The 14,448-nt window shown below is 71.5% G+C and carries 11 protein-coding genes; 8 read left to right on the plus strand and 3 right to left on the minus strand.

Annotated features, from left to right (window positions below; all coding sequences use genetic code 11):
- Positions 1 to 54: 54 nt before the first annotated feature.
- From IEY30_RS06725 to IEY30_RS06745, 5 genes are all read left to right on the plus strand, one after another.
- Positions 55 to 663, plus strand: coding sequence for an ATP-dependent Clp protease proteolytic subunit (locus IEY30_RS06725; RefSeq protein WP_030201300.1), 609 nt, complete (start codon positions 55 to 57; stop codon positions 661 to 663).
- On the plus strand, positions 660 to 1,271 hold the full coding sequence (locus tag IEY30_RS06730; protein ID WP_030201302.1) for a ClpP family protease: 612 nt from the start codon (positions 660 to 662) through the stop codon (positions 1,269 to 1,271). The genes IEY30_RS06725 and IEY30_RS06730 overlap by 4 nt, the downstream gene beginning before the upstream one ends.
- Before the next feature lie 255 nt (positions 1,272 to 1,526).
- A complete protein-coding gene (locus IEY30_RS06735) occupies positions 1,527 to 2,276 on the plus strand; it encodes a D-Ala-D-Ala carboxypeptidase family metallohydrolase (protein ID WP_030201305.1) in 750 nt (249 codons plus the stop codon).
- 2 nt (positions 2,277 to 2,278) lie between these two features.
- Positions 2,279 to 3,373 (plus strand): peptidoglycan recognition protein family protein, encoded by a 1,095-nt coding sequence (locus IEY30_RS06740; protein ID WP_229674873.1) that lies wholly within the window; start codon positions 2,279 to 2,281, stop codon positions 3,371 to 3,373.
- A gap of 12 nt (positions 3,374 to 3,385) precedes the next feature.
- The gene (locus tag IEY30_RS06745) at positions 3,386 to 4,339 is read left to right on the plus strand and encodes a phage tail tip lysozyme (protein WP_052358831.1); all 954 of its coding nucleotides are present in this window, start codon (positions 3,386 to 3,388) and stop codon (positions 4,337 to 4,339) included.
- A 34-nt stretch (positions 4,340 to 4,373) separates the two neighbouring features.
- Here IEY30_RS06745 and IEY30_RS06750 read toward each other — a convergent pair whose 3' ends face one another.
- The gene (locus IEY30_RS06750; RefSeq protein WP_030201311.1) at positions 4,374 to 4,772 is read right to left on the minus strand and encodes a helix-turn-helix domain-containing protein; all 399 of its coding nucleotides are present in this window, start codon (positions 4,770 to 4,772) and stop codon (positions 4,374 to 4,376) included.
- A 242-nt stretch (positions 4,773 to 5,014) separates the two neighbouring features.
- Here IEY30_RS06750 and IEY30_RS06755 point away from each other — a divergent pair, with 242 nt between their 5' ends.
- Entirely contained in the window at positions 5,015 to 6,055 is a 1,041-nt protein-coding gene (locus tag IEY30_RS06755; RefSeq protein ID WP_030201313.1) for an ATP-binding cassette domain-containing protein, read from the plus strand.
- Positions 6,052 to 6,927, plus strand: a complete 876-nt coding sequence (locus IEY30_RS06760) for an ABC transporter permease (RefSeq protein ID WP_188960108.1) — start codon at positions 6,052 to 6,054, stop codon at positions 6,925 to 6,927. Before IEY30_RS06755 ends, IEY30_RS06760 begins: the two co-directional genes overlap by 4 nt.
- Positions 6,928 to 6,947: 20 nt before the next feature.
- On the opposite strand, the gene IEY30_RS06765 is transcribed toward IEY30_RS06760, so the two are convergent.
- Both IEY30_RS06765 and IEY30_RS06770 read right to left on the minus strand, forming a co-directional pair.
- Complete coding sequence (locus IEY30_RS06765) at positions 6,948 to 7,994, minus strand: class I mannose-6-phosphate isomerase (protein ID WP_052358832.1); 1,047 nt, start codon at positions 7,992 to 7,994, stop codon at positions 6,948 to 6,950.
- Positions 7,995 to 8,030: 36 nt separating this feature from the next.
- Positions 8,031 to 9,062, minus strand: coding sequence for a LacI family DNA-binding transcriptional regulator (locus tag IEY30_RS06770; RefSeq protein WP_030201320.1), 1,032 nt, complete (start codon positions 9,060 to 9,062; stop codon positions 8,031 to 8,033).
- A 226-nt stretch (positions 9,063 to 9,288) separates the two neighbouring features.
- Here IEY30_RS06770 and IEY30_RS06775 point away from each other — a divergent pair, with 226 nt between their 5' ends.
- On the plus strand, positions 9,289 to 14,409 hold the full coding sequence (locus IEY30_RS06775) for a GH92 family glycosyl hydrolase (protein WP_030201327.1): 5,121 nt from the start codon (positions 9,289 to 9,291) through the stop codon (positions 14,407 to 14,409).
- Positions 14,410 to 14,448: the final 39 nt, after the last annotated feature.

A 14,448-nucleotide genomic window follows, 5' to 3' on the forward strand; every position in this document is an offset into this window, starting at 1 on the left:
TGCCCGTGGCAGAGCGGGATTCCTGCCGGTGGAGTGCACACGCATGCTGGATGGATGACCGACTCACCCATGCCAGCCGCGCTCGACGACCAGCTCTCGATGCAGCTGCTCCACCAGCGGATCATCGTCCTAGGGGCCGAGGTCGACGACCCGATCGCCAACCGGATCACGGCCCAGCTGCTGCTGCTCTCGGCCCGTGACCCGCGCTCCGACATCAGCCTCTACGTCAACAGCCCCGGCGGATCCGTCACCGCGGGCCTGGCCATCTACGACACGATGCGCGTCATCCCCAACGACGTGTCCACTCTCGCAGTGGGATTCGCGGCATCGATGGGACAGTTCCTGCTCGGCGCCGGGACCCCCGGCAAGCGCTTCGCCCTGCCCAACGCGAGGATCATGATGCACCAGCCGTCCGCCGGCATCCAGGGCACCGCGGCCGACGTCGAGGTCCAGGCCGCCAACCTCAAGGCCGTCAAGCGCCGCGTCAACGAGCTGCAGGCAGAGCACACCGGCCAGACCGTCGAGCAGATCACCCACGACAGCGAGCGCGACCGATGGTTCAGCGCCGAGGAGGCCGCGGCATACGGCATCGTCGACCACGTGGTCAGCTCGCTGACCGACGTGCGTCCCGTCGGCGTCGAGCGCAAGGTGGGACTGCGGTGAGCAGCTACACGATCCCCTACGTCATCGAGCGCACGCCCGCGGGGGAGCGCAGCTTCGACATCTACAGCCGGCTGCTCCAGGAGCGGATCATCTTCGTGGGCACCGAGGTCGACGACGGCGTCGCGAACGTCGTCATGGCGCAGCTGCTCCACCTCGCCGACGTCGCGCCCGACCGGGAGGTCTCGCTCTACGTCAACAGCCCCGGCGGCTCGTTCACGGCGCTCATGGCGATCTACGACACCATGCAGTTCGTCCCGGCGCCGGTCGCGACCTACTGCCTCGGGCAGGCGGCGTCCGCGGCCGCCGTGCTCCTCGCCGCGGGCGAGTCGGGGCGCCGCTTCGCGCTCCGGCACTCGCGCGTGCTGCTGCACCAGCCGTCCGCCGGAGGGCAGGGCACCGTGAGCGACCTCGCGCTCCAGGCGGACGAGCTGCTGCGGGTCCGCGCGCAGGTCGAGGAGGTGCTGAGCCACCACACCGGGCGCTCGGTCGAGCAGCTGCGCCGTGACACCGACCGCGACAAGGTGCTGACGGCGCAGCAGGCCGTGGAGTTCGGCCTCGTCGACCATGTCATCGAGCGCGCGACGGAGGCGCAGCTCGGACAGGGCTGAGTAGAGTTGTCGGCGAACCCGCGCCCCAGCCGCTCGAACGGCCCTCGGCGCGGATCAGCCGGGTGACGCCCTGCGGCGTCCCGGGGAGGGGGTGGCGGTGGCGCAGGGAGGCGTCATCGCCACCGTTCTGCGTGCGCGCGACGCCGCCACCCGGGAGCACCCGGGCAGTTCTCCCCATGCGCTCGACGCGCGATATCCGGACACATCGGACACTCTCGGTCTGTAGCCACAGACAGCTCACGAGAGGAAACCCGCATGCGCAGGAACCGACTCACCCACGCTTTCGCCGCCGTCGCCCTCGTCCTCGGAGGCCTCGGCGTCGCGACCGCCACCGTCACGGCGACGGCACCGACGGCCCACGCCGACGAGTGCTACTCGTGGGGTCGCACCCTCGGCTCCGGCGCGTCCGGTGCCGACGTCACCCAGCTCCAGATCCGCGTCGCCGGCTGGGTGCCGCGCGGTCAGGTGATGGGCATCGACGGCTCCTACGGGCCGCAGACGCAGACGGCCGTGGCGAACTTCCAGCGCGCGTACGGCCTCACCGCCGACGGGGTGGCCGGCCCCGCGACCTTCTCGAAGATCTACGAGCTGCAGGACCCCGACTGCTCACCGGCCCACTTCACCTACGCCGAGGCGAGCTACAACTGCGGGCGCGGCTTCACGGGCGGCGCGACCGAGAAGGAGAACATGAAGCGAGCGCTGTGGCGTGCCGAGGCGCTGCGCCACCAGCTCGGCGACCACCCGCTCAAGGTCACCTCCGGCTACCGCGACTCGACGTGCAACGCCTCGGTCGGCGGCGCGAGCAACAGCGTCCACCTGACCGGCGGCGCCCTCGACCTCGTGCCCGGCGACAGCGCCACCTCCATCTGCAGCATCGCCAAGCAGGCCCGCTACGCCGGCTTCGGCGGCATCTTCGGCCCCGGCTACCCGGCCCACGACGACCACGCGCACGTCGACATCCGCACCAGCATCGCCTGGGACGCCGACGCGTGCGCCGGCTGGTGACGGTGAACCCCTCGCCCGGGCTCGCCCGTCGCTCCCTCCTCGTCGGCGCCCTCGGCGTCGGCGCGGCGGGAGCGCTCGGGGTGGCCAAGGCAGCCCCCTCCAACGCGGCCGTCACCGCCGTCGCCCGCCCGACGATCGCGTCGTGCGCCACGTGGGGAGCCCAGCCCGCGACGGGCGCGGTCAGCATGACCGGACCACCGCAGAAGATCCTCGTCCACCACACGGCCTCGGCCAACACGACCGACTACTCGCAGGCGGCGGCATACGCCCTCGCCCGCAACATCCAGCAGTGGCACTTCGCCCGCGGCTGGATCGACTCGGGGCAGCAGTTCACGATCAGCCGTGGTGGCTACACGATGGAGGGCCGGCACCGGTCGATCGAGGGTCTCGGCTCGGGTGCGAGCACCGTCTTCCCGCTCGGCGCGCACTGCACGGGCCAGAACTCGACGTCGATCGGCATCGAGAACGAGGGCACCTACATGACCTCGCTGCCCACCACCGGGCAGTGGAACGCGCTCGTCACGCTCTGCGCCTACCTGTGCCAGACCTACGGCCTCGGGCCCGAGGACATCTACGGCCACCGCGACTTCCTCGACACCGACTGCCCGGGAGGCGCCTTGTACGCCAAGCTCCCCCAGCTGCGCTCGGACGTGGCGACCCGGCTCGGCACGAGCAACCCGACGCCCGCGCCGACGCGCACCTGGCCGACGCTCCAGCAGGGCAGCAGCGGCTTCCGCGTCACCGCGGCGCAGTACCTGCTGCGGCACTCGGGTCGCACCCTGACGGTCGACGGCGCCTTCGGTGCGGGTACCAAGGCCGTGGTCGTCTCCTTCCAGCAGTCCAAGGGCCTGACTGCCGACGGCGTCATCGGCGCCGGGACGTGGGAGTCGCCGCTCGCGGTGACGTGCAGCCAGGGCCAGACCTCCGACGCCGTGCGGGGCGTCCAGACCGCCCTCACCGCGCAGGGGTATGCCGTCACGGTCGACGGCGTGTTCGGCTCGGGCACCGCCTCGGCCGTGAAGTCCTTCCAGACCGCCCATGCCCTCGACGCCGATGCGGTCGTGGGTCCCAACACGTGGAGCAGGCTGCTCGCGTAGATCGGAGGAACCATGAGGACCAGCACCACCCGTCGAGGACTTGCAGGCCTCCTCGCCGCCGCAGCCGCCGCCGTTCTCGGCGTCGTCGCGGCGCCGAGCGCCCTGGCCGCCTCGAACGACGAGATCGCCTTCGACTACTTCGTCGGCAAGGGACTGACCGAGCGTCAGTCCGCCGGCATCGTCGGCAACCTCATCCAGGAGTCGGGCAGCCCGATCAACCCGTACGCCAACCAGCCGAGTGGCCCCGGCATGGGCATCGCGCAGTGGAGCGAGGGCGGCCGCTGGGACACCGACTCCCGCGACAACATGGTCTGGTACGCCGGGCTCTCGGGGCGCAGCCGCTACGCGTTGGCTGCCCAGCTCGACTTCACGTGGTACGAGCTGTCGACATTCTCCGGCTACGGCCTCGCGGACCTCAGGGCGTCGACGTCGGTCAGCACCGCGACGACCGTCTTCATGCAGAAGTTCGAGCGGTGCGGCACGTGCGCGACGACCCAGCGCATCGCGTACGCCAACGACGTGCTCGCCAAGTACGGCACCGGCGGCACGGGCGGCAGCACGACGGAGACCAGCCTGCCGGTGCTGCGCAGCGGCAGCAGCGGCGCTGCGGTGCGCACCCTGCAGTACCTGCTGCGGGCCTCGGGCCGCAGCGTGACCGCCGCCGGGTCCTTCGGTCCCGCAACGGATTCCGCGGTGCGCAGCTACCAGTCGGCCCACGGCCTGACCGTTGACGGGGTCGTCGGCAACAACACGTGGTACTCGATCCTGCCGGTGCTGCGCGAGGGCAGCACCGGGGAGGCGGTCAAGGGCCTGCAGCGCGAGCTCGTCGACGCCGGCTACTCGCTGACCGTCGACGGGTCGTTCGGGCCCGCGACGACCAGCGCGGTGCGGTCCTACCAGTCGAAGGTGGGTCTTGTCGTCGACGGGGTGGTCGGCAACAACACGTGGGGCAGCCTCGTCGACTGACGGGACGGAACGCCATCGACGGGGTCGGCGCTGCTCACGCGACGAGCAGCACCGGCCCCGTCGACGCGTCGGCGGGTGCCGCGGCGCTCGACCCGATGCCCGACCCGATGCTCGAGCCGACGCGAGAGGTGAGGTCGAGCACTCGGCCGGCAGCCGCGGGTGTGTCGGAGGTGAGCTCGCGGTGGGCCGCGCCGACGAGGCCGGTGATGCTCGACCCGAGCGCGACGCAGACCGCCTCGAGCACCTCGGAGGAGGGCTCCTTGAGGCCGCGCTCGACCTCGGAGAGGTAGGCGACCGAGATGCCGGCGCAGGCAGCGACCTCGGCGAGCGTGCGCCCCTGCCGGGTGCGCAGGCCGCGGAGCAGCCGGCCGTAGACCTCGCGCAGCAGCGGGGTGGGGACGCCGGGGCGCGGACGCGGGGCGAGCTGGGTCATGGCCGTCTCCGATCTGGGTGCGTTCGTCCAGCGTCGCACGCGAGTGCGCGGATGGTGTCCCGAGAGGTCACCGATGGCGTACGCCGTGGGCGAACTCGTGGGCCCGGGCGCCCCCTGATGGGTGGTTGAGAAGAAAAATGTTGACGGCGTGCACTTCGTCGCCGACGCTTGTCGGTGGTGGCGCCTACCGTCGGGCGCACCCGCACGTCACGACTCACGCACGATCCTCCGGGGGAGCCCACATGACCATCACCACCGACGCGCGCGCCGTGCGCGAACGGTTCACGGGCCCGGCCATCGAGGCCGAGCACCTCGTCAAGCGCTTCGGCGACATGACCGCCGTCGACGACGTCAGCTTCTCCGTGCCGCAGGGCACGGTCCTCGGTCTGCTCGGCCCCAACGGCGCCGGCAAGACCACCACCGTCCGCATGATGACGACCCTCACCGTCCCGACGAGCGGCACCGCCCGCGTCGCCGGGCACGACGCGGTCCGCGACCCCGAGGCCGTCCGGCGCAGCATGGGCCTGACCGGTCAGGCGGCGACGGTCGACGAGATGCTGACCGGCCGCGAGAACCTCCGGCTCATCGGGTCGCTCTACGGCCTGCCCAGGGCGGAGGTCCGCCGCCTGTCCTCCGAGCTGCTCGAGCGGTTCTCGCTCGCCGAGTCCGGCGACAAGGTCGCCAAGGAGTACAGCGGCGGCATGCGGCGCCGGCTCGACCTCGCCGTCAGCCTCATCGCCGCACCTCCCGTCCTGTTCCTCGACGAGCCGACCACGGGTCTCGACCCGCGCAGCCGCGTCGAGCTCTGGGAGGTCCTGTCCGGACTCGTCCGCGACGGCACGACGCTGCTGCTGACGACGCAGTACCTCGAGGAGGCCGACCAGCTGGCCGACCGCATCGTCGTCATCGACCACGGCCGGGTCATCGCCGAGGGCACGGCACTCGAGCTCAAGGACCAGTCGGGGCAGGCCGCCATCGTGCTCACCGTGTCGCACGCCGACCAGCTCGAGGAGGCACGCGCCCTGCTGGCCTCGCACGTCAGCGAGGTGCACGTCGACGAGTCGGCCCGCCAGCTCACGGCTCCGGCCGACGGCCTGTCCGACATGACCCGCGTCGCCGCGGTGTTCGACCGCTCCGAGATCGTGCTCGACGACCTCGGGCTCAAGCGCCCCAGCCTCGACGACGTCTTCCTCAGCCTGACCGGGCACCGCGCCGAGCAGGACGCCGGCGGGCAGACCGAGGCGCCCGCCGAGCAGACCACTCACCAGGGGGAGTCCCGATGAGCCAGCCCACCACCGACACCGACACCGACATCGACACCGCCACGCGCACCGCGGTCGCGGCCCCGGCCGTCGACCACCGGCCGCCGGGCCTCGCCCGCCAGGTGCAGATGATGGTCTGGCGCAACCTCAAGCACACCCGCCGCCAGCCCGAGATGCTCACCGACGTCACCATCCAGCCGGTCATGTTCGTCGTGCTCTTCGCCTTCGTCTTCGGCGGCTCGATCCAGACCGACAGCAGCTCCTACCGCGAGTGGCTGCTGCCGGGGATCATGGCCCAGACCATGGCGTTCGCGTCGTTCATCGTGGCCAACGGGCTCAACATGGACCTCGAGAAGGGCATCATCGACCGGTTCCGGTCGCTGCCGATCTCGCGCGGCTCGGTCCTCATCGGGCGCAGCGTCTACGGCATCATCCACTCGAGCATCGGCATCTTCGTCATGTCGATCACCGGGCTCGTCATCGGCTGGCGCATCCGCAACGGCTTCGTCGACGGCGTGCTCGCCTTCTTGCTGCTGCTCCTCTTCGGCTTCGCGATGATCTGGGTCGGCATCCTCGTCGGCTCGGCCATGCGCTCACCCGAGGCCGTCAACGGGCTGATGTTCACGACGATCTTCCCCGTCACGTTCCTCGCCAACACCTTCGCCCCGACCGAGGCGATGGCCCCGGTGCTGCGCACCATCGCGGAGTGGAACCCCATCAGCTCGCTCGTGCAGGCGATGCGCGAGCTGTGGGGCAACGTTCCGCCGGCGCCGGCCGACGCGGCCCTGCCGTTGCAGCACCCCGTCGTGACGAGCATCGCCTGGTCGGTGCTCATCACCGCCGTGATCGCGCCGCTCGCGGTGCGCGCCTACGTCCGCCGCACGACCGACTGACCAGCGGGGAGGCAGTCGGCTCAGACCGACGGCATGCAGCGGATGACCGTCAGCTCGCCCTCGACCCGGACGTCGCCGGCGCCGTGGGGCACGAGCAGCACGTCGCCCCGTGCCACCTCGGTGGTGCGGGGCGCGTCGCTGCCGGTCGTCAGGAGCCCCTGACCGTCGACCGCGACGACGACGGCGAACGCCGCAGCCCCGCTGACCGGCGACCCGGTCGTCGAGCTCAGCACCTCGGCCCGGAAGAACTCAGCCGCCTGCTCGGGCAGCGCGTGGCCCGAGCCCGAGACGTCGGTCCACCGGCGCCGCAGGGCCGCCAGGCCGTCGGCGGTCAGGGGGCCGCGGTCGACGCTCTCGAGGGCGCGGGGGACCGTGAGCCCGAGGAAGGCGTGCGCCTCCTCCAGGCCGAAGCGGCGGTGCTCGAGCATGACCGACAGGTCGGTCGGCTCCTGCAGCTCGAGCACGAAGACTCCCTCCCCGATGGCATGGGGCTGACCGCCGGGCACGAGCAGGGCGTCACCGGGTGACACCTCGATGCGGTTGAGCGCCTCGAGGAGCCGGTCGTCCTGGGCCTCGACGAGCTCGGCCAGCTCGTCCGCCGGGAGCTCGTCGCGGAAGCCCAGCCAGACGCAGGCGCCGGGCTCGGCGTCGAGGACGATCCACGCCTCGGTCTTGCCGTGGTCGCAGTCCAGGTGGGCGGCCGCGAAGGCGCGGTCGGGGTGCGAGTGGACCGGCAGGCGCTCACCCGCGTCGAGCAGCTTGGTCAGCAGGCCGGGCTCGACGCCGTGCGCGGCGACGTGGTCCGGGCCGAGCCAGTGGTCGGGGTCGGCGGCGAGGGCGTCCGGCAGCGTCGTGCCGTCGTCGAGGACCGTGACACCGCCGCCGCCCTCGGCGAAGAGCCGGGTGGTCGAGGCCAGCCAGTCCTCCGGGCGGTGGTCGTCGAAGTCCGCCGGGACGTCGAGCCCGCGGAAGTCGAGGATCCGCGTGCCGCCGCGGTAGAAGCGGTGCGGCGTGTTGAGCGGCAGGCGGCTCGGGCGGGTCAGGTCGGACACGGTCGTCTCGGACACGGGGTGGTGCTCCTTGGGTGGGGGAGGGCTCGGGGACTATCGGTTCAGGGCCGCACGTCGCAGGCCTGAAGCGCGCACGATGAGCCGGGTCGGCATGACGACGGTCTGCGCCGGCGACTCGTCACCCAGCAGGCGGGCGAAGAGCTGCTGGGCGGCCTTCTGCCCCATGGCCGCCGGGTCCTGGTGCACGACGGTCACCGGCGGGTCGATGAGTGCCGCGAGCTCGAAGTCGTCGAAGCCGACGAGCGAGAGCGGCAACCGCTGCTCGCGCAGGGCGAGCAGCACGGCGAGGGTGATCCGGTTGTTGCCGGTGATGACGGCGGTGATGGGCTCCGGCCCCCTGGACCAGGGGACGAGGGTCTCCTGCACCGAGCCGGAGCTGTGCGGGCCCATCGAGACGCGGGGGCTGCCAGGGAGGCCGAGCCCCTCGTGCGTCGCGACGAACGCGTCGCGCCGCTGGCGTGCCGTCCAGAAGGCGGGGTCGTCACCGTAGAAGGCGATGTTGCGGTGGCCGTGGGCCACGAGGTGCTCGACGGCGCTGCGGATGCCGCCGTGGTTGTCGCTGAGGATGGTGTCCCGCGGTGTGCCGCGCACCGGCCGGTCCATGTAGACGATCGGGGTGTGGCTCGCCTCGAGGACGGCGTCGGACGACGCGCTCTCGTCGGCGGGCACCACGACGATGCCGTCGACCCGCCGGTTGACGAGGGCCTCGATGACGGCGCGCTCGCGGGAGGGTGAGCCTTCCGCGGAGGCGGTGATGAGCTGGTGCTGCCGGATGCGCGCCTCGCGCTCGACGGCCGCCCCGACCTGCGAGTAGAAGGGGTTGGCGAGGTCCTCGACGACGAGCGCGATGGTGAAGGTGCGGCCCTGACGCATGAGGCGGGCGCCGTCGTGGCGCCGGAAGCCGAGTCGCTCGATGACGGCGCGGACGCGCTCGGCCGTGTCGGGTCGCACGCCCGGCTCGTGGTTGACCACGCGCGAGACGGTCTTGACGGAGACGTGGGCCTCGGCGGCCACGTCGGCCATGGTCGGGCGGACCACTGTCCGGTGGTCAGACAACGCTGTCATGCCGGCAGTCTGACCACTGCGCGCTCCGGTTGGCAACGCGAGAGGGGTCCACCCCCGGTCCGGACGCCCCGTTCTGTCCGATCCGATGTCCTGACCGGACAGGATCGGTTCGGGGTGTTGACGCCCTTTGTCCCGTGCGGCAAGTCTCGCCGGGTCGGAGGCGGCTCGGGGTCGTCGGCGCCGACCTCACATTCAGCACGGCTCAACGACGAGCACGGAGGAACTCATGCCCAAGAGATCCGGGATCCACAGAGGCGTCATCGCCCTGGCAGTCCTGGCCACGTCGACCGCAGGTGCGGTCGCCGGTCCCGCCCAGGCGGACGCCCTCGGCAGCTCTGCCACGGCGCCGCTCTCGGCACCTGCCGCCGCTGACGGGGCGGGTGACTTCTCGACCTCGTTCGAGGCCGGTCAGCCGCAGCCGGAGCTGTCCACCGTCGAGGTGGGCGGCAGCGGCCCGCGCCAGCAGAACGTCTCCGGCACCGCGAGCGCCGACGGCAGCCTCCTGGGCTCGGTCGTCGGTGTCACCGCGAGCGCGGAGAACACCCCGGGCGAGGTGGCGGCCAACCTCGCCGACGCCAACCCCGACAGCAAGTGGCTCGCCTTCGCCTCGAGCGCGTGGGTGCGCTACCAGCTCGGCACCCCGGCCAAGGCGGTGCGCTACTCGCTGACCTCGGCCAACGACGCACCCGAGCGCGACCCCAAGGACTTCACCCTCCAGGGCTCGACCGACGGCACGACGTGGACCGACCTCGACCGCCAGACCGGCATCGACTTCTCGGGCCGCTTCGCCAAGCGCACGTTCGACGTCACGACGCCGGGGACGTATGCGTACTACCGGCTCAACGTGACCGCGGTCCATTCCGGTGGCATCGTTCAGCTCGCCGACTGGGACCTCTCCGACGGCAGCACCGGCTCGGGCCCCGCCACGCCCATGCGGACGGTCGTCGGCTCCGGCCCGATCTCCGGCTTCAACATCAAGCCGCTCGTCGGCTGGACCGGCGTCAAGGCGCTGCGCTACTCCGGCGGCCACACGGCCGACGGCCGCGGCTACGCCTGGAACCGGCTCTTCGACGTCGACCTGCCGGTCACCGCGCAGACCCGGCTCAGCTACAAGATCTTCCCCGACATGATCGCCGGGGACCTGAAGTACCCGTCGACGTATGCGGCCCTCGACGTCCGCTTCACCGACGGGACCTACCTGTCCGACCTCGGCGCCGACGACCAGCACGGTGTCGCCGCGAGCCCGAGCGGCCAGGGCAAGGGCAAGATCCTCTACGCCAACCAGTGGAACGCCGTCTCGCTCGACGTCGGCAAGGTCGCCGCCGGCAAGACGATCGACCGCGTCCTCGTCGGCTACGACAACACCGGCGGCGCGACGAAGGACACCCGCTTCGGCGGCTGGATCGACGACGTCTCCGTGCAGGCGAACCCCGCGGTCATCGACGGCGCCGACCTCACCAACTACGTCGACGTGCGGCGCGGCACCAACGCGTCGGGCGGCTTCTCGCGCGGCAACAACCTGCCGATCAGCGCAGTGCCCAACGGCTTCACCTTCTTCACGCCGGTGACCAACGCCAACTCGCAGTCGTGGGAGTACTACTACCAGTCGGCCAACAACGCGGCGAACCTCCCTGTGCTGCAAGGACTTGCCGTCTCGCACGAGCCGAGCCCGTGGATGGGTGACCGCAACCAGATGTCGGTCATGCCGTCCGTCGCGACCGGCACGCCGACGGGCAGCGCGTCCGGGCGTGGGCTCGCCTTCGACCACGCGACCGAGGTGGCCCACCCCGACTACTACAAGGTGGCCCTCGCCGGCGGCCTCACCGCCGAGACGGCCCCGGCCGACCACGGCGGCGTCTACCGGTTCACCTTCCCGGCCTCGGCCGCCAAGGGGCACCTCGTCGTCGACACCATCGACGACAACGGCACCTTCACCGTCGACGCGGCCACCGGCACGATGACCGGCTGGGTCGACAACGGCAGCGGCCTGTCCGCCGGCCGGAGCCGGATGTTCGTCTACGGCACGTTCGACCGTGCGGCCACGGCCGTCGGCACCGCTCCGAACGGTCACACGGGCACCCGCTACGCGACCTTCGACACGAGCACCGACAAGCAGGTCACGCTCAAGCTCTCGACGTCGTTCATCTCGCTCGACCAGGCGAAGAAGAACCACGCGCTCGAGCTCGCGAGCCGCGACTTCGACGCGGTGCGCGCCGCGGCCAAGCAGGCCTGGAACGCCCGCCTGGGCGTCGTCAGCGTCAAGGGCGCCAACGACTCCGAGCGGACGACGCTCTACTCCAACCTCTACCGCCTCAACCTCTACCCGAACAGCCAGTTCGAGAACACCGGCACGGCTGCGGCTCCGCGCTACCAGTACGCGAGCCCCGTTGCGGCCAAGAGCGGTTCGGCCACCGCGACGACGACGAACGCCGCCGTCAAGGACGGCAAGATCTACGTCAACAACGGCTTCTGGGACACCTACCGAACCGTGTGGCCGGCCTACAGCCTGCTCTACCCGGAGGTGGCGGCCGAGATCGCGGACGGCTTCGTGCAGCAGTACCGCGACGGCGGCTGGGTCGCTCGGTGGAGCTCGCCCGGCTACGCCGACCTCATGACGGGCACGAGCTCGGACGTGGCGTTCGCCGACGCGTACGCGAAGGGCGTCAAGCTGCCCGACCCGCTCGCGGCATACGACGCGGCCGTGAAGAACGCCACGGTGCTCCCGACGTCGAGCGCGGTCGGTCGCAAGGGCCTCGACACCTCCACCTTCCTCGGTTACACGAGCACCAACACCGGTGAGAGCGTGTCGTGGGGACTCGAGGGGCTCGTCAACGACTTCGGCATCGGGACCATGGCGGCCAAGCTCGCCAAGGACCCGGCCACGCCGGAGGCGCGCCGCGCCCAGCTCACGGAGGAGTCGAAGTACTTCCTCGAGCGGGCGACGCACTACGGCAACCTCTTCAACCCGAAGGTCGGCTTCTTCCAGGGCCGCGCGCCTGACGGCACGTTCCCGACGAGCTTCGACCCCGAGGACTGGGGCGGCGACTACACCGAGACGAACGCCTGGAACTTCGCCTTCCACGCCCCGTTCGACGGCAACGGCCTCGCCAACCTGTACGGCGGCCGCGACGCGCTCGCGAAGAAGCTCGACACGTTCTTCGCGACGCCCGAGACGGCGACGAAGCCCGGCGGCTACGGCGGCGTCATCCACGAGATGCTCGAGGCACGTGACGTCCGCATGGGGCAGCTCGGCCAGAGCAACCAGGTGAGCCACCACATCGCGTACATGTACGACTGGACCGGCCAGCAGTGGAAGACGGCCGAGAAGGTCCGCGAGATCATGCGCCGCCTCTACGTCGGTGGCGAGATCGGCCAGGGCTACCCGGGTGACGAGGACAACGGCGAGATGTCCGCGTGGTACGTCCTGTCCTCGCTCGGCATCTACCCGCTCCAGGTCGGCTCGGCCAACTGGGCCGTCGGCTCGCCGAAGTTCGAGCAGGTCCGGGTCAAGCGCACGCAGGGTGACCTCGTCGTCAACGCGCCGGGCAACTCCGAGACGAACATCTACGTGCAGGGCCTGACCGTCAACGGCTCCAAGCACAAGAGCGTCTCGATCAGCCAGGACGAGCTGACCGGCCCGACCACGGTCGACTTCGCGATGGGTGGCAAGCCCTCGGACTTCGGGTCCCGCGCCCAGGACGCCCCGCCGTCGCTGACGCAGGGCACCGAGGCGCCGAAGCCGCTCAAGGACGCGACCGGCCCCGGCCGCGGCACCGCGACGGCGACCGACCTCGCGTCGGGCGACGACGCCAAGGCGCTCTTCGACAACACCTCGCGCACCTCGGTGGACTTCACCTCGGCCACGCCGTCGGTGACCTTCGCCCTCTCGGGCGTCGGCCAGCGGGCGACCTGGTACACCGTCACCTCGGGCCCGAAGGCCGGCGACCCGTCGGCCTGGCGCCTCGAGGGCAGCAAGGACGACGGCAAGACGTGGCAGACGCTCGACACGCGGACGGCGCAGACCTTCCCGTGGCGGGTGCAGACGCGCCCGTTCGAGATGGCACACACGGGCACGTTCACGACCTACCGCCTCGTGGTCACGGCCACGGCCGGTGGTGCGGCGCCCAACCTGTCCGAGCTCGAGCTGCTCACCGACGGCTCCAAGGCGCAGAACACCGGCATCAAGGTCTCGGCTGCCGAGCCGTTCGAGGTCGCCGAGGACACCGCGTGGTCGGGCACCGTCGCGACCTTCTCCGGAGGCGTCGGCCAGGGCCAGGACCCGTCCGCCACGGCCAAGGCGACGATCGCCTGGGGCGACGGCACGACCTCGGCCGGCACCATCACGGCCGGTGACCTCGGGTCGTTCACGATCCGCGGCAGCCACACGTGGGCCGAGCCGGGGCCGTACCAGCCCAAGGTGACCGTCACGACGGCCAACGACAGCGGGTCGGCACTCACCGACGCCACGGTGCACCAGGCGTCCAAACCTGCGTATGCCGCGGGGTTCGACTCCGTGTGCTTCGGCAACGTGGGTGACTCGGTCCCGTGCGACGGCGACCGGGCGGGCCTGTCCCGTGAGGCGCTCGTCGCCGCGGGCGGCATCCCCGGCAAGCTGCTGACCGTGCCGGGCACCGACCTGCGCTACTCGATGCCGGGCATCCCGGTCGGGGACAAGGACAACGCCACCGGTGCGGGGCAGACCCTCCCGGTGACGCTGGCCCCCGGGGCGACGAAGCTGTCGCTCATCGGCACGGCGACGCAGAAGAACCAGGACACCACCGCCACCGTCAACTTCACCGACGGCTCGAGCACGAGCTACAAGGTGCAGTACGGCGACTGGTGCGGCTCGCCGCAGTTCGGCAACACCGTCGCCATCCAGATGGCCTACCGCCTCAACGGGACGGGCACCGACGGCTGCCAGGTCAAGCTCTTCGCCACGGCGCCGCTCACCGTGCCGACGGGCAAGACGGTCGAGTCGGTGACGCTGCCGACACAGACCGGTGACCCGAAGACGGCGGGTCGGATCCACGTCTTCGCGGTCGCCGACAACGGCTCGGCGCTCGAGGTCGCGGCCGGCGCTGACGCCACGGCCAAGGCCGGTGCCGACACCGACGTCACGCTGGGCACGGCGAAGGGCGGCGTCCCGGCGTCGACCGGCTACACGGCCCGCGTCCAGTGGGGCGACGGCACCGTGACGGAGGACGCCACCGTCACGACCGCGTCGGACGGCACGGCGACCGTCAAGGGCGGCCACGCCTGGGCCGCCGCCGGCACCTACACGGTGCGGGTGCTCGTGTCCGACTCCCGGTCCGACGTGCTCGCCTTGCTGAAGGTCACCGTCGGGTAGCCGAGACACCGGTGCCGGGGACACGCCCCCTGCGCACCG

Source organism: Terrabacter tumescens, assembly GCF_014646815.1.
Taxonomy (GTDB): domain Bacteria; phylum Actinomycetota; class Actinomycetes; order Actinomycetales; family Dermatophilaceae; genus Terrabacter; species Terrabacter tumescens.

Excerpts from the sequence above, each read along its gene's own strand:
- IEY30_RS06750 (WP_030201311.1), bottom strand. The coding sequence starts at position 4,772 with ATGACCCAGCTCGCCCCGCGTCCGCGCCCCGGCGTCCCCACCCCGCTG.
- IEY30_RS06775 (WP_030201327.1), top strand. The coding sequence starts at position 9,289 with ATGCCCAAGAGATCCGGGATCCACAGAGGCGTCATCGCCCTGGCAGTC.
- IEY30_RS06745 (WP_052358831.1), top strand. The coding sequence starts at position 3,386 with ATGAGGACCAGCACCACCCGTCGAGGACTTGCAGGCCTCCTCGCCGCC.
- IEY30_RS06735 (WP_030201305.1), top strand. The coding sequence starts at position 1,527 with ATGCGCAGGAACCGACTCACCCACGCTTTCGCCGCCGTCGCCCTCGTC.
- IEY30_RS06725 (WP_030201300.1), top strand. The coding sequence starts at position 55 with ATGACCGACTCACCCATGCCAGCCGCGCTCGACGACCAGCTCTCGATG.
- IEY30_RS06755 (WP_030201313.1), top strand. The coding sequence starts at position 5,015 with ATGACCATCACCACCGACGCGCGCGCCGTGCGCGAACGGTTCACGGGC.
- IEY30_RS06770 (WP_030201320.1), bottom strand. The coding sequence starts at position 9,062 with ATGACAGCGTTGTCTGACCACCGGACAGTGGTCCGCCCGACCATGGCC.
- IEY30_RS06760 (WP_188960108.1), top strand. The coding sequence starts at position 6,052 with ATGAGCCAGCCCACCACCGACACCGACACCGACATCGACACCGCCACG.